The sequence below is a fragment of the Thermosynechococcus sp. HY596 genome (genome assembly GCF_030518715.1).
Classification (GTDB): domain Bacteria; phylum Cyanobacteriota; class Cyanobacteriia; order Thermosynechococcales; family Thermosynechococcaceae; genus Thermosynechococcus.
This window is the reverse complement of the sequence record NZ_CP130346.1, coordinates 1,592,659-1,608,387: the sequence shown is the minus strand read 5'-3', so window position 1 is coordinate 1,608,387 and position 15,729 is coordinate 1,592,659. Positions and strand designations below refer to the sequence as shown.

General features: G+C 53.3%; 16 protein-coding genes. 9 read left to right on the top strand and 7 right to left on the bottom strand.

The genetic code is table 11. The annotated features are described in order from the left end of the window. Positions 1 to 143: 143 nt before the first annotated feature. The 5 genes from QYC28_RS08020 (at position 144) to cofG (ending at position 3,561) form a co-directional block, all read left to right on the top strand. Positions 144 to 746: a superoxide dismutase gene (locus tag QYC28_RS08020; protein WP_149819807.1), complete on the top strand. Its 603-nt coding sequence runs from the start codon at positions 144 to 146 to the stop codon at positions 744 to 746. Between the two features lie 203 nt (positions 747 to 949). Next, positions 950 to 1,942, top strand: a complete 993-nt coding sequence (locus tag QYC28_RS08015) for a CHAD domain-containing protein (RefSeq protein ID WP_206200371.1) — start codon at positions 950 to 952, stop codon at positions 1,940 to 1,942. A gap of 119 nt (positions 1,943 to 2,061) precedes the next feature. Continuing rightward, a complete protein-coding gene (locus QYC28_RS08010; RefSeq protein WP_149819803.1) occupies positions 2,062 to 2,307 on the top strand; it encodes a ferredoxin-thioredoxin reductase variable chain in 246 nt (81 codons plus the stop codon). A gap of 11 nt (positions 2,308 to 2,318) precedes the next feature. Further along, entirely contained in the window at positions 2,319 to 2,552 is a 234-nt protein-coding gene (locus tag QYC28_RS08005; RefSeq protein ID WP_149819801.1) for a hypothetical protein, read from the top strand. Between the two features lie 58 nt (positions 2,553 to 2,610). After that, on the top strand, positions 2,611 to 3,561 hold the full coding sequence (gene cofG / locus QYC28_RS08000) for a 7,8-didemethyl-8-hydroxy-5-deazariboflavin synthase subunit CofG (RefSeq protein WP_302679274.1): 951 nt from the start codon (positions 2,611 to 2,613) through the stop codon (positions 3,559 to 3,561). Here the strand turns inward: cofG and rsmI are convergent. The 3 genes from rsmI to QYC28_RS07985 are packed head-to-tail and all read right to left on the bottom strand — an operon-like array spanning position 3,542 to position 5,484. Beyond that, a complete protein-coding gene (rsmI, locus tag QYC28_RS07995) occupies positions 3,542 to 4,387 on the bottom strand; it encodes a 16S rRNA (cytidine(1402)-2'-O)-methyltransferase (protein WP_149819797.1) in 846 nt (281 codons plus the stop codon). The two genes, cofG and rsmI, sit on opposite strands and share 20 nt — an antisense overlap. Next, positions 4,387 to 4,989, bottom strand: a complete 603-nt coding sequence (gene cbiT / locus QYC28_RS07990) for a precorrin-6Y C5,15-methyltransferase subunit CbiT (protein WP_149819795.1) — start codon at positions 4,987 to 4,989, stop codon at positions 4,387 to 4,389. The genes rsmI and cbiT overlap by 1 nt, the downstream gene beginning before the upstream one ends. Before the next feature lie 18 nt (positions 4,990 to 5,007). Next, entirely contained in the window at positions 5,008 to 5,484 is a 477-nt protein-coding gene (locus QYC28_RS07985; protein WP_286649502.1) for an RNA-binding protein, read from the bottom strand. Between the two features lie 342 nt (positions 5,485 to 5,826). Between QYC28_RS07985 and bchI the strand changes: the two genes are divergently transcribed. Further along, on the top strand, positions 5,827 to 6,894 hold the full coding sequence (gene bchI, locus QYC28_RS07980) for a magnesium chelatase ATPase subunit I (RefSeq protein ID WP_302679273.1): 1,068 nt from the start codon (positions 5,827 to 5,829) through the stop codon (positions 6,892 to 6,894). A gap of 13 nt (positions 6,895 to 6,907) precedes the next feature. On the opposite strand, the gene QYC28_RS07975 is transcribed toward bchI, so the two are convergent. Further along, the gene (locus tag QYC28_RS07975) at positions 6,908 to 8,425 is read right to left on the bottom strand and encodes a hypothetical protein (RefSeq protein ID WP_302679272.1); all 1,518 of its coding nucleotides are present in this window, start codon (positions 8,423 to 8,425) and stop codon (positions 6,908 to 6,910) included. 43 nt (positions 8,426 to 8,468) lie between these two features. Further along, a complete protein-coding gene (gene ylqF / locus QYC28_RS07970; protein ID WP_302679271.1) occupies positions 8,469 to 9,317 on the bottom strand; it encodes a ribosome biogenesis GTPase YlqF in 849 nt (282 codons plus the stop codon). A gap of 412 nt (positions 9,318 to 9,729) precedes the next feature. Here ylqF and QYC28_RS07965 point away from each other — a divergent pair, with 412 nt between their 5' ends. Genes QYC28_RS07965 through QYC28_RS07955 form a run of 3 tightly spaced genes read left to right on the top strand, consistent with a single transcriptional unit; the run spans position 9,730 to position 11,978 of the window. After that, complete coding sequence (locus tag QYC28_RS07965) at positions 9,730 to 11,157, top strand: form I ribulose bisphosphate carboxylase large subunit (protein ID WP_149819787.1); 1,428 nt, start codon at positions 9,730 to 9,732, stop codon at positions 11,155 to 11,157. Between the two features lie 53 nt (positions 11,158 to 11,210). Then, complete coding sequence (gene rcbX, locus QYC28_RS07960; protein ID WP_149819785.1) at positions 11,211 to 11,591, top strand: RuBisCO chaperone RbcX; 381 nt, start codon at positions 11,211 to 11,213, stop codon at positions 11,589 to 11,591. A 30-nt stretch (positions 11,592 to 11,621) separates the two neighbouring features. Next, positions 11,622 to 11,978, top strand: coding sequence for a ribulose bisphosphate carboxylase small subunit (locus QYC28_RS07955; protein ID WP_149819783.1), 357 nt, complete (start codon positions 11,622 to 11,624; stop codon positions 11,976 to 11,978). A 142-nt stretch (positions 11,979 to 12,120) separates the two neighbouring features. Here the strand turns inward: QYC28_RS07955 and QYC28_RS07950 are convergent, their stop codons facing one another. Further along, positions 12,121 to 14,850 (bottom strand): valine--tRNA ligase, encoded by a 2,730-nt coding sequence (locus tag QYC28_RS07950; RefSeq protein WP_149819781.1) that lies wholly within the window; start codon positions 14,848 to 14,850, stop codon positions 12,121 to 12,123. 25 nt (positions 14,851 to 14,875) lie between these two features. Then, on the bottom strand, positions 14,876 to 15,613 hold the full coding sequence (gene fabG / locus QYC28_RS07945; RefSeq protein ID WP_286625256.1) for a 3-oxoacyl-[acyl-carrier-protein] reductase: 738 nt from the start codon (positions 15,611 to 15,613) through the stop codon (positions 14,876 to 14,878). Positions 15,614 to 15,729 lie beyond the last annotated feature (116 nt).

Here is a 15,729-nt window from a genome sequence, read left to right as displayed (position 1 = left end):
CTCTTTTCTGAAGCGGAAAGGAGGATGATATAATTATTGCGAATTGTTAATTAGGCGATGGGCACTGCTGCTAGGTGCCTTTTGGCGATGACTGATCTCTAGTAGCCTAAACCTGCATCACCTTTAGAGAGGTATTGAGCACTATGGCATTTGTACAAGAACCCCTTCCCTTTGATCCGGGCGCCCTTGAACCCTATGGGATGTCTGCAAAAACCTTTGAATTTCACTATGGCAAGCACCATAAAGCCTACGTGGATAACCTCAATAAACTGACTCAAGATACGGAACTCGCTGACAAATCCCTTGAAGATGTCATTCGCATGACCTATGGCGATGCTGCCAAGGTGGGCATCTTCAACAATGCGGCTCAAGTGTGGAATCACACCTTCTTCTGGAATAGCCTCAAGCCCGGTGGCGGTGGCGCTCCTACGGGTGATGTGGCCGCCCGGATCAACAGTGCCTTTGGGAGCTACGACGAGTTCAAGTCCCAGTTCAAAAATGCAGCGGCGACCCAATTTGGTAGCGGTTGGGCATGGCTGGTGCTCGAAGCGGGTACGCTGAAAGTGACCAAAACCCCCAATGCCGAAAACCCCTTGGTTCACGGTCAAGTGCCCCTCCTGACGATTGATGTTTGGGAGCACGCCTACTATCTCGACTACCAAAACCGCCGTCCAGACTTCATTGATAACTTCCTCAACCAACTGGTGAACTGGGACTTTGTTGCTAAAAATCTAGCGGCTGCCTAAGTTTCCCAATTTTTTGTTCCGCTCTTACTGAATGACTTCACTGATTTCACTGATCCCCGTTCTGATCGAGCGGGGCTTTTTTTGCTGAGCCATGATTCAGCCACAACTATGGTTAAGTTAAAATTAAGATAAAAGTAACCTTGGTTAATAAACGTTAATTTAATAGTGGTATTCCTTTAGGCGTTGAGCAGGGAGGGGGTCTTATGGAAACCCTAGGGCATATCGCGTACGCCGCTTTTGAAAAGTACTACCGCAAAATTAGCAAACACGAGCCGGGGGTGATTCGCGATCGCGATGTTGAGGCAATTCACCAGATGCGGGTGGGCTTGCGCCGCCTGCGAACGGCTCTGGAGGTCTTTTGTAATACCGTACGTTTGCCCAAGGGAGTCTCCATTCAGCGGGTACGGGCGATCGCCGGCAGCCTCAGTCCCGTACGGGATTTGGATGTGATGATGCTGGCGCTCAAGGAGCAGTATTACCCTCACCTACCTCGCCCTGAGCAACAACAACTGGCAAAACTGATCAAAAAACTCGAAAAGCAACGGACAGAACTGCTACAAAAAGCCCTTCAATTGCTGCGCAGCGATCGCTATCGCAAATTGCAACAGGGGCTAGAAGAATGGCTAGCTGCCCCTCAATATCGTGAGATTGCCAACTTACCGACGGAACTGATTGCCCCAGATATTTTGTTGCCCTTGGTGTGTCAACTGTTGCTGCATCCGGGGTGGCAAGTGGCGATTGAATGGCAGGGCGATCGCCCCCTTTTCCTTGCGGTGAGTAACCCGCCCCAGTGGCTGCAAACAGCGGGTGAAGATCTCCACGATCTACGCAAGCAAACCAAGCGGGTACGCTACCAAATGGAACTCTTTAGCAGTGTCTATGGAGACACCTTCACTGAACAGGTAGATGCCTTTGCTCAGTTGCAAGAACTCCTAGGCACACTTCACGATGGCGTTGTCCTCCATGACTTTTTCCGTACCCAACTTGGACTCAATCTTCGCCAAGCCTCTCCTTGCCTTGCAGAAATGATTGCCCTTGAGCAAACACGCCAGTGGCAAACTTGGCGCTCCGTCCAGCAGGAATACCTCAGCCCCGAAAAACGCCATCAAGTGCGCTCTCTACTCCTCATGCCACCAATGACAATAAGCGCCAATGGCAACTCCCTCGGTCATCCGATGATCTCCTCTGCCAACTGACAGAGGTCGGGCGGCAATGGTAACAATTGATGTTCAATTGTCCTAGGGCGATCGCCCTTGCCGATCCGTATGCGACGATAAAAACAAAACCCCTGCCAGTCGAGGAGAGCAAGAAACGAATGAGTGTTATGGAGCAACAAGCTTTAAGTGTCGGTCTGCGAGTGCGCGTTAAGACCCCCACCATTGTCTATCACCATCCCGATCACCGTAACGAACCCTTTGACATTCAGGGCATGGAAGGGGAGATTTTCGCCATTCTCAGCGACTGGCAGGGCCGTCCCATTAGTCCCAACTACCCGATTCAGGTGCGGTTTAGTCCCAAGTTCATTGCCCATTTGCACCCCGACGAGCTGGAAGTGATTTAGGTACCCTCTATATGCCTCCCCGTTGGCCCCGTAAGCCCGATCGCCGTGATCCGAGCTATCGCCGTTTGGACGATCGCATGAATTTTGCGGTTCATGTTGCCCTTTTTGCTGCTTTTAACTCTGGTGGCTGGTTTTGGCATCAGGTGCAACCCACGGCAGTACCCTTTATGCCAACGGTAACGCTGGTGTGGTTAACGTTATTGGCAGGCCATGCCCTCTACGTGTTCGCGATCGCCCGTTATTGAGAAATTATCTCCTTGAACGCAGGGGTGCTGAGATAAGAGCACTTTTTCGTGAGTCTCCATGAGCGATGATCGCACCATCACCTATAGTCCAGCTTTTACTCTTGTACCGACGTACGAGTGTTTTAATCGCTGTACCTACTGCAACTTCCGTCAGGATATTGGCACGAGTGGTTGGTTGAGTTTAGAGGCGGCGGCTCAACAGTTGGCAGGGCTTGACCCCCAACAGGTGCGAGAAATTTTGATTCTCAGTGGCGAAGTTACCCCCAACAGTCCCCAGCGTTCCCAATGGTTAGAGCGTCTCTATGATCTAGCCGCCTTAGCCTTGGATCAGGGATTTCTGCCCCATACCAATGCGGGTCCCCTCAATCGAGCAGAAATGGCCGCTCTCAAGGCGGTGAATGTCTCGATGGGACTGATGCTAGAGCAATTAACACCGAAGTTGTTGCAAAGCGTCCATCGCCATGCCCCTAGCAAGGATCCGCAACTGCGTTTACACCAACTGGAACAGGCTGGGGAATTGGGCATTCCCTTCACTACGGGCTTGCTCTTGGGCATTGGTGAAGAGCCGCAGGATTGGGCAGAAACGCTCACGGCCATTGCTGAGTGTCATCGGCGGTGGGGACATATTCAGGAGGTGATTTTGCAGCCCCACAGTCCCGGCCAGCAACAGGAAGCAGCGTTGCCCCCCTTTGATCTGAGGCAATTACCGAACGTGGTACACTGGGCGCGATCGCTCTTGCCTGAAGACATCACGATTCAAATTCCTGCGAATCTGGTCACAGATCCAGAGGTCTTTCGGGCGTGCCTAAACGCGGGCGCTCGCGATTTGGGGGGCATCGTTCCCTTGGATCACGTCAATCCCGACTATCCCCACACCAATGTGGCAGCATTGAGGGAACAATTACAGGCGTGGGGATGGGAATTAGTGCCACGACTCCCCGTCTATCCCCAATTTGTGGATGGGTTGCCGTCGCCCTTGAGGGAGAAAGTTAAGGGGATGCCTGTTTGAGCTGGAGTCCCAGTTGATAGATGTCGCGCCGTGAAAGCCCTGTGAGATCTGCCAGTTGACGGCTGGCTTGGGTAAGAGAAAGGCCTTGGCTGAGAAGTGTCGCTAATTCGTCCGCGAGATGATTGGGATTCACGGCCACAGAGTGTTCAGGGGCACCGCCTAAAACCAGTGTGTATTCGCCACGGGGGGGATGCTCCTGTAGATAAGTGCAGGCAGTGCCGAGGGTTCCCCGCCAAAATTCTTCGTGGCGCTTTGTGAGTTCGCGGGCGAGGACGAGGGGGCGATCGTTCCCCAAGATTTGACATAACTCTGTTACCGTTTGCAGCAAGCGATGGGGGGCTTCGTAGAGAAGAATTGTGCGCGTTTCCTGTTGCAGTGCTGCTAATCGCTGCTGGCGATCGCGCCCCTTGGTCGGCAAAAACCCTTCAAAACAAAAGCGATTCATCGGTAATCCTGCGGCCATCAAGGCTGTTAAGGCAGCATTCGCGCCGGGAATCGGTGTGACCGGAATGGCTGCGGCAATACAGGCCGTGATCAATTCATAACCGGGATCCGACACCCCCGGTAACCCTGCATCGCTAACCAAGGCAATCTGTTGACCCGCCTCTAGGCGCTGAAGCAGCTGGGGCACGCGCTGTTGGGTATTGTGCTCATGGAGACTGATTTGGGGTGTGGTAATGCCAAAATGCTGTAACAGGCGGCCGGTGTGGCGTGTATCCTCCGCAGCAATGAGATCCACCGCCTTGAGAATGCGCAGGGCACGAGCGCTTATATCCTCAAGATTGCCAATGGGGGTACCCACCACCCACAGTTGCCCGCTGCCCATTAGGAAATTTTCTCGCCACTGAGAATAAAGATCGGTTCCACTGCTGCAAAAATTTGGTGGCCGCCCCGCGTTTCCAGACGATTGATCACTGATTGCACCACCTCTAGGCTGCGGGCTTGGACTGTCGCAAACCCTTCAGAGAGGGCATAGAGATTTTCTAAACTGCTGGCGATCGCCACCAAGCGACCACCGGGCGCAAGATACTCCCACGCTTGCAGCAAAACTTCCTTAATCGGGCGCCCCCCCTCGAGACAAATGCGCTGCGGTGTGCGACATAACTGGGGAAAGCAATCTGGAGCGGAACCGGCAACAATCTGCACATTCTTGACGCCAAAGCGATCGCAATTGCGCTGGATCAGATCAACCACTTCCTCGTCTCGTTCAACGGCAATCACCTGTCCCCGCTTTGCCAAGCGTGCCGCCTCAACAGCGATCGTACCCGTGCCCGCGCCCACATCCCAAAGACAAGAGTCCGGCTCAAGGCGCAAATAGGAGAGCATCAATAATCGCGTTTCCCGTTGGGTGAGGGGAATACCTGGTAAGCGCTCAAAGAGACCATCGGGGATACCCGGGGTCACAAATGGCCAGGGATCCGCCGTCATAGAAACTGCCTAAAACCTTTAAGCGTTGCTGCTTTGGGCAAGGAGTCGTTCCTTAAGCTGTGCTAGGGCATCTGCCCAGCGGGGATCCGGTTGAGCAGCTTCCGTATCCATGGAGCTATATTCAGCCGGCGCCGAATTGGCTTGGGTACGCCGCCCATTGTTTTTATTATTTTTGCGATTATTGCGGTTGCTGGGAGTGGCTTTTTCAGCCACTGCTTCTTCTTTTTCCTTAGCTTCAGATTTCGGCTTGTCGTTGGCCTTCTCAATCTTGAGGGGATTGTCCTTAAAGGTGTAGCCGTTGAGTTTCTCAATCACCTGATCCGCCACTTCCTCGGATTCAACGGTGACAAAGCCGAAACCGCGGCACTTACCAGTCTTGCGATCGGTAATCAGTTTAGTGGTGCCTACTTCGCCCACTTCTTGGTTAAATAGGGCTTCTAGCTCTTCGCGGCTCAGTTCACGCGGCAGATTGCCCACATATAAACGCACGGACATAAAGAAACCTCCCTTAGGCAGCTTAAAAACAACACAATTGAAAAATGGACAGTCGGGCGTGAGAAACCGCTCGCAACTGAGGCCTACGTCCCGCAATGGTACGCAAAGTCTCCGCCTTTATTAGTGGTGTAAAATGACTGGATGGGTTCACAGCGATTGTTGCTAATTGAGAACCTGCATGGATGTCGCAGAGCAAAAGCAATGAGAGCGCTTAAGCTCCTTAATTGTCCCTACTTAGGGTATCACAGTTCCTCCACCTAGGGCTAGGATTTTGCGGAAAAATTTTGCTGTGGCAGCGCAAGCCCAATGTGGCACAATAATCAATGCTGTTTTTGCGATGTGATGCCTGTGACTGCGACTGCTGTCCCTCGTCGGCCTGTTTTTCCCTTTACGGCAATTGTCGGTCAAGACGAAATGAAACTGTCATTGTTGCTCAATGTCATTGACCCCAAAATTGGTGGGGTGATGATCATGGGCGATCGCGGCACGGGCAAATCAACCACCATTCGCGCCCTCGCGGATCTGCTGCCGGAAATTGAGGTGGTGGCCGATGATCCCTTTAATAGTCACCCCAGCGATCCAGATTTGATGAGCGACGCAGTGAAGGTGGCGGTGGCGGCGGGTGAACCCCTTCACACCATTAAGAAAAAAGTGCCGATGGTGGATCTGCCCTTGGGGGCAACTGAGGATCGGGTTTGCGGCACCATTGATATTGAAAAAGCCCTAGCGGAGGGGGTCAAAGCCTTTGAGCCTGGACTCTTGGCTAAGGCCAATCGCGGCATTCTCTATGTGGATGAGGTGAACCTGCTGGATGATCACCTAGTGGATGTGCTGCTCGATGCCGCTGCCTCCGGCTGGAATACCGTTGAGCGCGAAGGCATTTCAATTCGTCACCCGGCACGCTTTGTCTTGGTCGGCTCTGGTAACCCTGAAGAAGGGGAACTGCGACCGCAACTGCTGGATCGCTTTGGCATGCACGCTGAAATTCGCACCGTCAAGGATCCAACCCTGCGGGTGGAAATAGTGGAACAGCGATCGCAATTTGATCAAAACCCCGCAGCCTTTTTGGCCAAATACCAAGCCCAACAGGAAGCGCTGCAAGCCAAGCTAGTTGCTGCCCAAGCCCTCTTGCCGAGTGTCACAATTGACTACGAACTGCGGGTGAAAATTTCCCAAGTCTGTGCCGAGCTAGATGTGGATGGCCTGCGGGGAGACATTGTTACTAACCGCGCGGCCAAGGCGCTAGCCGCCTTTGAGGGACGCACGGATGTTACCGTTGAGGATATTGCGCGGGTGATTGTCCTCTGTCTGCGCCACCGCCTGCGCAAGGATCCCCTCGAGTCCATTGACTCCGGCTACAAGGTGGGCAAAGTCTTCCAAGAGGTCTTTGGGGTGGAGATTGCTGCTTAGGCTGGGATTGGGATTACTTCAGTTGCTCTAGTCCCCACTCGTAGAGCGATCGCGCCACCCCTTGCTCAGGCATATGTTCCAGATTGACAAGGGAGGAGAGCACCTTTAACAGCCCTTGATGAATTTCACTTAGGGAGGCCTCTTCTGAAACGTCGGCTAACGCGGTTAGCTTTTGACGAGTGATCGCTCGATTGCGGTGAACAACGCCATTGCGATATTCATTGACTGTCTTCAGCTTTTTAACAAGGTCATCACCGTCCGATCGCTGCTCCGCTTTTGCCCAGGCTTGCCACAGCACCCCCAATGTCGGAGCACGATAGTTGCCCTCCTGCAAAAATTCCTCACCTAAGTGCCCCTGCGTGCGCCAATCTTCCTGTTCGCATCGCCAAAACAGGAGCCGTTCAAGCATCTGGGCAAATTGCATAAAGGCGAGGGTATAGTTCGCCTGCTGCAAGCTCAGATCAATCAATAGCTCAAATTCCCAAATTTTCAAGAACTTGCTGGTGGCCGTTTCATTATTGGGACAGCGAGTGACTGTTGCCTTGCACCACTGCTGCCGTTGAGCTTTGTCAGTCACTGCTCTCGTAGACCCTTGATCCAGCCAGCGTTGCCCCTGAATTCCCTTGAGAAAATCTTGAATACTCCAGTTTTTTGCTAAGGCAAGGCGATCGGCCAAGTGATAGAGCGCTTCATAGCGATCGCGATGGGCTTCAAGGAGTGCCTTTGCAGCCGTAAAGTCGCCCCGTTTCCATGCTGTGGCAATCCGCTGGCGCTCTAGGGGCCAAAAGATCTCACCTAAAGAGACCACTTCAAAAGATTCAGCACTGCGAGCAGACTGATTGCTTGGATCAAAGAACGGTTTTGGCTCTGTTGGGATAATTTTGCAAACGGGATACTGACGCATGAGAACTGCTGCAATCATGTTCAAAGCATCTGCCATTTGAGGGACAGACCCCTTTGTTTGAATTTGCAACTGCCAATTGCCAGCCGCGTTCTCTGGCAAACGCTCAATATATTGCTCTAACTGCTTTTCCGTGAAGTCCCACAGGGCTTGCCTCTGATTCACATCAACTGGACAGTTCCAAACCGTGACGTTGAGGTGGGGATAGCGCTGCTGAATTGCCCCTGCCATCAACTGCGCCAGCCAACAAGTATCCATGGCGTAAAATTGCCAACCGACCGATTCTGGCTGATCCGTTCCCCAGAGAATCACGTCTGCGGTTTCCGTTGGCGTGGCATAGTGCTCCGCCAAGATTTGCTCATCCAGCAGCAAAACCACGGGTGAAAAGTCATTCTTGGCTTGACAATGCCGATAAACGATTTCACTTAAATAGCGCACGTTGTGGCGGTGCTTTGCCTCAGGATCATGAAAACCCCGTTCGATGCCAAATTCCGCGTACAACTCACTCAGGTGAGGTGGCGCATCCCCCTTACAGGCAGGATCACCATCAGCTCCAAAATTGCGCACAATACCATCCTTGCACCGCCAGCCCACCTGTCGGTTGCCCACAGTAATCATCAGTGTTTTCATGGCACAGCAATTAAAATTGCAGAAATACCTACATACTAAATACTTACATGCTATTTTGTAAAGGGGGATGCTCAAGGGCGATCGCCCCCAAGTAACCGCGGCGATAGTCTTGCAAAAGTTGACGAGCCGCCCGTTCCAAGTCGCCGTGGTAGCGGCGAGTGGCGAGATCATGAAGATAGGTTTCACCCGTGTCGGTGACGGCTAGACCATAGCGATCGCTGAGGCGATCGGTCTGTCCCAACTGGTGCAGTAGCTCAACAAGAATCGGCGCCACCCGACAAGGATCGTAGGCAGCTTGGCCAATGTCATCGCAAATGGCTAGTTTCACCGCAGCGTCTTGGTTCTTGAAATTCATGGGCAACACCCCCGGCGCATCCAAGAGTTCCAAGGTGGGGGACAAACGCACCCAACGCAGTTGCCGCGTCACCCCCGGCCGAGCGGCACTCTCGACCACCCGCTGCTGCAAAAGGCGATTGATCAAGGCAGATTTGCCCACATTGGGAAATCCCAGAACCACAGCCCGCACGGCTCTTACTTGCATGCCCCGCTGTTGGCGGCGTTGATTCATGACAGCCCCTGCCTGCACCGTCGCCTGTTGGAGGCGGTAAATGCCTTCCCCCCGCTGCGCATTGGTGAAAAAGACGGTTTCTCCTTGGGTCTCAAACCAAGTGAGCCACTCTTGGTGATCGCGATCGCTAATCCTGTCCATGCCATTGAGCACTAAGAGGCGTTGCTTGCCACTGGCCCACTGCCGAATTTGGGGATGGCAACTGGCCAAGGGAATCCGCGCATCCCGCACTTCTAAGATCACATCCACCTGCTTCAGTTGTTCCTTGAGGGCACGTTCGGCCTTGGCAATGTGGCCGGGATACCATTGAATGATCGGACTCATAGAAATTCCACCCCCTTTTTTGCAAAAACAATAGAGCGATCGCCCCCCATGAGTGCCATTCAATTGATTTCGGATAATCCTCAATCATTTTTGAATAGAGAGAAGACTATAGTTATGCGCCTCTGATTAGAAACCCATAAACAACTCTAAAGATTGATAACCCAAACCTATAGAATAATTAAGAATCTCCAAAGCAAAAGTTATTGCATTGGGTATCAACTAAGCTGATGCTAAGCATAAGACCTACGACCATATCACAGGCTTGCGGATGGTTGCATCCTCTCGCTGAGTTTTGCATTGCTCAATTTTGCCCCATTTTCGGGGAATCGTAGCGTTCACACTACCCATTGCAAAGGTTGCCCGTAGAGATTGCTCTACTTGGCACAGTAGCTGTTAAAGAGGAAAAATGTCTATGGCCTACACGCAATCTAAATCCCAGAAAGCTGGGTATCAGGCAGGGGTAAAAGATTACCGCCTGACCTATTACACCCCGGATTACACCCCCAAAGACACTGATATTCTAGCGGCCTTTCGTGTGACCCCGCAGCCGGGCGTGCCCTTTGAAGAAGCTGCTGCCGCCGTTGCCGCCGAATCCTCGACAGGGACATGGACCACCGTGTGGACCGACCTGCTGACCGACTTGGATCGCTACAAAGGTCGCTGCTACGACATCGAGCCCCTGCCGGGTGAAGATAATCAGTTCATCGCCTACATTGCCTACCCGCTGGATCTCTTTGAAGAAGGCTCGGTCACCAACATGCTGACCTCCATTGTGGGGAACGTGTTTGGTTTCAAAGCCCTCAAAGCGCTGCGCCTTGAAGACCTGCGGATTCCTGTGGCTTACCTGAAAACCTTCCAAGGGCCACCCCACGGGATTCAAGTGGAACGCGACAAATTGAATAAATACGGTCGTCCCCTCTTGGGCTGCACCATTAAGCCGAAACTGGGTCTGTCGGCGAAAAACTATGGCCGTGCCGTTTATGAATGTCTGCGCGGTGGTCTGGACTTCACCAAAGATGACGAAAACATCAACTCCCAGCCTTTCCAACGCTGGCGCGATCGCTTCCTGTTTGTCGCCGATGCCATTCACAAAGCCCAGGCTGAAACTGGCGAAATCAAAGGCCACTATCTCAACGTAACCGCTCCCACTTGCGAGGAAATGCTGAAGCGGGCAGAGTTTGCCAAAGAACTGGAAATGCCCATCATCATGCATGACTTCCTGACCGCGGGGTTCACTGCCAACACTACCTTGGCCAAATGGTGCCGTGACAATGGCATGCTACTGCACATTCACCGCGCTATGCACGCTGTGATTGACCGTCAGAAAAACCACGGCATCCACTTCCGGGTCTTGGCCAAGTGCTTGCGGATGTCTGGTGGTGACCACATCCACACCGGTACCGTTGTCGGTAAGCTGGAAGGGGATAAAGCCATCACCCTTGGTTTTATCGATCTGTTGCGGGAAAACTACATTGAGCAGGATCGCTCTCGTGGCATTTACTTCACCCAAGACTGGGCCTCGATGCCAGGAGTGATGGCGGTGGCTTCTGGTGGCATTCACGTCTGGCACATGCCCGCACTGGTGGACATTTTTGGTGATGATTCTGTGCTGCAATTTGGGGGCGGCACACTTGGTCACCCTTGGGGGAATGCACCGGGGGCAACTGCGAACCGGGTCGCCCTTGAAGCCTGCATCCAAGCCCGCAACGAAGGTCGTGACCTGATGCGCGAAGGCAGCGACATCATCCGCGAAGCCGCTCGCTGGAGTCCAGAACTGGCTGCTGCCTGCGAACTCTGGAAAGAAATCAAGTTCGAGTTTGAAGCGCAAGACACGATCTAGGTGGTGCAGTTGGGGTTCAATCGGAGCTACGGCAACGATTTCCCCGTAGGTCTATGGATGTCAAGCACATTGCGAAGCAAACCACCAAAACCCTGATGAGTTATCTCACCTATCAGGCCGTGCGAACCGTGATTGGGCAACTGGCCGAAACCGATCCACCGCGATCGCTCTGGCTACACCAGTTCACGAGTCAAGAAAGTATCCAAGACGGTGAACGCTACTTGGAAGCCCTCTTTCGCGAACAGCCCGATCTCGGTTTTCGCATCCTCACGGTACGCGAACATCTTGCGGAAATGGTGGCAGACTACCTGCCAGAAATGCTACGTGCGGGCATCCAGCAGGCCAATTTGCAACAACGCTGTCAACAACTGGAGCGAATGACCCAAGTGTCGGAAGCCAATGTTGAGAGCAGCAACCCAGAAACCCCTGAATAATTTGTTGACTGTGAACCAATTGAGGAACCTATGAAAACACTGCCCAAAGAGCGTCGTTACGAAACCTTCTCCTACCTGCCTCCCCTCAGTGACGCCCAAATTGCTCGCCAAATCCAGTACGCCATTGATCAGGGTTACCACCCCTGCGTAGAGTTCAACGAAACCTCTGATGCTGAGATTCACTACTGGACGATGTGGAAGCTGCCCCTGTTTAACTGCACCAATGCCCAAGAGGTGCTCAACGAGGTGCAGCAGTGCCGCTCGGAATATCCCAACTGCTTCGTCCGGGTGGTGGCCTTTGACAATATCAAGCAGTGCCAAGTGATGGGCTTTATTGTCTACAAGCCCAATCAGGCCAACAGCGGCTACGGCGGCTATCGCTACTAAGGCTGAGATTTTCTCAGTCCATTTCAGGGGGGAAACACCCCCCTATTTTTTATTGCTTTTTATTGCATGTTAACGAGGCGAGCGATCGCGCAAATAGGCTTCGACTGCTTGCGGTGCCGTTTTCTACTGATCAGAATTGGGTTTAGGCATCGGCACTCAGGGATTGGAGTCGGCGCTGAATAATCGTGAGTTGCTGTTGGGCAGCGGTCAATTGCGCCTGAGCCGTAGCCACCACCTCTGGTTGGGCTTTGTTAACAAAATTGGGGTTGTTGAGGCGAGCCGTTAAAGATTGAATGTCTTTGGTCAGGCGATCGCCCTCCTTCTGGAGTTTTGTTACCAAGGCCTCCACATCTACGACCCCCGCTAGGGGAATGAGCACCTCGCTTTTGCCAACCACACCACTAAACACCTGCTGCGGAATTTGCAGTCCAGTACCAATGGTTAGCGACTCGAGACGCGCTAGGTGTTGAATATCTGTCGCCCCAGCCTCAAAGATCGGTGCTTCCTCAGCACTGGCCTCAATCAAGGCCGTAATATACAACCCCGGCTTAATCCCCGCCTCTGCCCGCAGATTGCGCAGGGTGCGGATGGTTTCAATCAAAAGGCTAAATTGGGCTTCAAGGTCAGGGTCAATGGCGCGGCGATTCACTTTCGGGTAGGGTTGTACCGCTAAAACTTCCCTGTCTCCCACCTGATGCAGCGTGTGCCAAATTTCCTCTGTAATGTGGGGCATGAAAGGATGGAGCAGCTTCAGGATACCATCGAGAACCGTAGCTAGCACCTGTTGCGCCGTGCGCTTGGCTTTGGCGTTTTCCCCTTGCAAACGGGGTTTCACCAGTTCAATGTACCAGTCGCAAAAATCCCCCCAGATGAATTCGTAGAGTCCCTTGGCCGCCTCCCCAAGGCCATAGCTTTCAATGCGTTCGCGGGTGGTTTGAATGGCCGTGTGGTAGCGACTGAGAATCCAGCGATCGCTAGCCGCCAAGTCCCGCCGCCGCGGTGTCCCCAACTGGCTGGGGGTTTGCCCCTCTAGATTCAGCAGCACAAAGCGAGAGGCATTCCAAAGCTTGTTGGCAAAATTGCGGCCAGCTTCGACGGTTGCCGATTCATCGGTTTTGCGGTTGTACTCTAGGCGAATATCCTGTCCGGCGCCCACCACTTCCTTGACTAAGCTATAGCGCAGGGCATCGGTGCCGTATTTTTCAATTAAAACCAAGGGGTCAATGCCGTTGTTGGCAGACTTGGACATTTTTTTGTTGTTTTCGTCCCGCACCAAGCCGTGGATATAGACATCGCGGAAGGGGATTTTACCGGTGAAGTACTGCCCCATCATTGTCATCCGCGCCACCCAGAAAAAGATGATGTCAAAGCCGGTGACCAAGGTGGCAGTAGGGTAGTAGCAGTGATAATCTGGCGTATCATCCGGCCAGCCCAAGGTGGAAAAGGGCCATAGACCAGAGGAAAACCACGTATCCAGTACGTCCTGATCCTGCTGGAGCTGAATCTCCTTGCCAAATTGGGCGATCGCCTTGGCGCGGGCAGCGGCCTCATCCATGGCCACCACAAAGGGCGTGTCATCGCGCACTTCGCCCTCGGTTTCACTGACCACATACCAAGCGGGAATTTGATGCCCCCACCACAGTTGCCGTGAAATACACCAATCCCGTAAGTTCACCAGCCAATCGCGATAGACCTTTGCCCAGCGATCGGGAATAAAGCGGGGGGAGTGCTTTTTATCCAGTGCCTTGAGGGTGGCATCCGCGAGGGGACGAATTTTCACAAACCATTGGGTAGAGAGGAGCGGTTCAATGGGCACTTTGCCGCGATCGCTATAGGGAACGGTGTGTTTATAGTCCTCCACCCGTACCAAAAAGCCCTCTGCCTCTAGGCGAGCCACCACCTGTTGACGCGCCACAAAGCGATCCAGACCCGCAAACTCGCCAGCATTCTCATTGAGGGTGCCATCCTTATTCATCAGGTTAATCATGGGTAGGTGATGGCGTTGCCCCATGACAAAATCATTGGAATCGTGGGCTGGGGTGACTTTCACACAGCCGGTGCCAAAGGTCGGATCTACTAAGGGATCGCCAATAATGGGAATTTCCCGATTCATCAGGGGAAGCCGCAGCGTTTTGCCAATCAAATGGCGATAGCGATCGTCCTCAGGGTGAACCGCCACCGCTGTATCTCCCAGCATCGTTTCTGGCCGGGTCGTCGCCACCTCCAAATAGCCTGAGCCATCCGTCAGCGGATAGCGAAAATGCCAGAGATGCCCCTGTACTTCACGGTTTTCCACTTCTAAATCCGAGACTGCCGATTGACTGGCGGGGCACCAGTTCACCAAATACTTACCGCGATAGATCAGCCCTGCTTCATAGAGGCGATTAAAGGCGGTCAGCACCGCCCGCGACAACCCCTCGTCCATGGTGAAGCGTTCGCGCGACCAATCCACCGATAGTCCCAAGCGACGAATTTGGCCGACAATCGTATTGCCCGATGACTCCTTCCACGCCCAAGCCCGCTGGAGATAGGCCTCTCGTCCCAAGGCAAAGCGGTTGGTGCCCTCCGCCTGCAACTGTTGATCCAAAATCGTGCTAACAGCAATACTGGCATGGTCTGTCCCCGGCAGCCAGAGAACGTTGCGACCAATCATGCGGTAATAGCGAATCAGCACATCAATCAGGGCGTGCTCAAAGGCGTGCCCCATGTGCAAACTGCCGGTGACATTCGGAGGCGGAATGACAATGCAATAGGGCTTGCCGGGGTGGTTGGGATCGGCGTGAAAGACACCACTGCTTTCCCAAAGCTGTTGCCATTTGGCCTCGGTTTGCTTGGGATCGTATTGACTGGGGAGGGTAATCGCGTCGGTCATGGGTTGTTGCACTACTCCAAGGCGCCTAGGCCATCACCATACCACCATCCACATTGAAGACTTGCCCCGTAATGTAAGCGGCTGCCGGATCCAAGGCCAAAAAGCGCACCATCCCCGCCACTTCTGTGGGTTCACCATACCGCCCTAGAGGAATGAATTTAAGAATGTCCTCCGCCTTGAGTCCAGCGGTCATCTCAGTGGCAATAAAACCGGGGGCAACGGCATTCACGGTAATGCCCCGACTGGCGAGTTCTTTGGCCACAGTTTTGCTAAACCCAATCACGCCTGCTTTGGCAGCACTGTAGTTGGCTTGGCCAGGGTTGCCCATTTGCCCGGCCACAGAGGCAATGTTGATAATTCGTCCCCGCTTTTGCTTGAGCATCAGTTTACTCACCGCACGGGTACACAGGAAGACCCCCGTCAGGTTCAGGTTAATCACGGCCTGCCAATCCTCGAGGCTCATGCGCAGCAGCAGCGTGTCGCGGGTAATGCCGGCATTGTTGACCAGCACATCGACGCGGCCATAGGTGTCCACAGTTTTGGCCACAAGGGTATCGACCTGCTCAGGGACAGACACATCGGCAGCAATCGCGATCGCTGTTCCCCCTTGCTGTTCAATCATTTGCACCACTTCAAGGGCAGCTTCAGCAGAACGGGCGTAGTTAACCACTACCGTGGCTCCTGCTTTTGCCAGCTCGAGGGCGATCGCCCGACCAATTCCCCGTGAGGCACCAGTGACAATGGCAACGGCTGCTTCGCTCAAATCAGTTCTCTCCTAAGGGCAAAAATGCTGCACGTATGGATAATCCATCACAAATTTTAACAGCCGATGTTACCCCTCTTGGGTCTAGGGCATGTCAACCCAATAGATCAACACGC

Excerpts from the sequence above, each read along its gene's own strand:
- QYC28_RS08020 (WP_149819807.1), top strand. The coding sequence starts at position 144 with ATGGCATTTGTACAAGAACCCCTTCCCTTTGATCCGGGCGCCCTTGAA.
- QYC28_RS08015 (WP_206200371.1), top strand. The coding sequence starts at position 950 with ATGGAAACCCTAGGGCATATCGCGTACGCCGCTTTTGAAAAGTACTAC.
- QYC28_RS08010 (WP_149819803.1), top strand. The coding sequence starts at position 2,062 with ATGAGTGTTATGGAGCAACAAGCTTTAAGTGTCGGTCTGCGAGTGCGC.
- QYC28_RS08005 (WP_149819801.1), top strand. The coding sequence starts at position 2,319 with ATGCCTCCCCGTTGGCCCCGTAAGCCCGATCGCCGTGATCCGAGCTAT.
- cofG (WP_302679274.1), top strand. The coding sequence starts at position 2,611 with ATGAGCGATGATCGCACCATCACCTATAGTCCAGCTTTTACTCTTGTA.
- rsmI (WP_149819797.1), bottom strand. The coding sequence starts at position 4,387 with ATGGGCAGCGGGCAACTGTGGGTGGTGGGTACCCCCATTGGCAATCTT.
- cbiT (WP_149819795.1), bottom strand. The coding sequence starts at position 4,989 with ATGACGGCGGATCCCTGGCCATTTGTGACCCCGGGTATCCCCGATGGT.
- QYC28_RS07985 (WP_286649502.1), bottom strand. The coding sequence starts at position 5,484 with ATGTCCGTGCGTTTATATGTGGGCAATCTGCCGCGTGAACTGAGCCGC.
- bchI (WP_302679273.1), top strand. The coding sequence starts at position 5,827 with ATGCCTGTGACTGCGACTGCTGTCCCTCGTCGGCCTGTTTTTCCCTTT.
- QYC28_RS07975 (WP_302679272.1), bottom strand. The coding sequence starts at position 8,425 with ATGAAAACACTGATGATTACTGTGGGCAACCGACAGGTGGGCTGGCGG.
- ylqF (WP_302679271.1), bottom strand. The coding sequence starts at position 9,317 with ATGAGTCCGATCATTCAATGGTATCCCGGCCACATTGCCAAGGCCGAA.
- QYC28_RS07965 (WP_149819787.1), top strand. The coding sequence starts at position 9,730 with ATGGCCTACACGCAATCTAAATCCCAGAAAGCTGGGTATCAGGCAGGG.
- rcbX (WP_149819785.1), top strand. The coding sequence starts at position 11,211 with ATGGATGTCAAGCACATTGCGAAGCAAACCACCAAAACCCTGATGAGT.
- QYC28_RS07955 (WP_149819783.1), top strand. The coding sequence starts at position 11,622 with ATGAAAACACTGCCCAAAGAGCGTCGTTACGAAACCTTCTCCTACCTG.
- QYC28_RS07950 (WP_149819781.1), bottom strand. The coding sequence starts at position 14,850 with ATGACCGACGCGATTACCCTCCCCAGTCAATACGATCCCAAGCAAACC.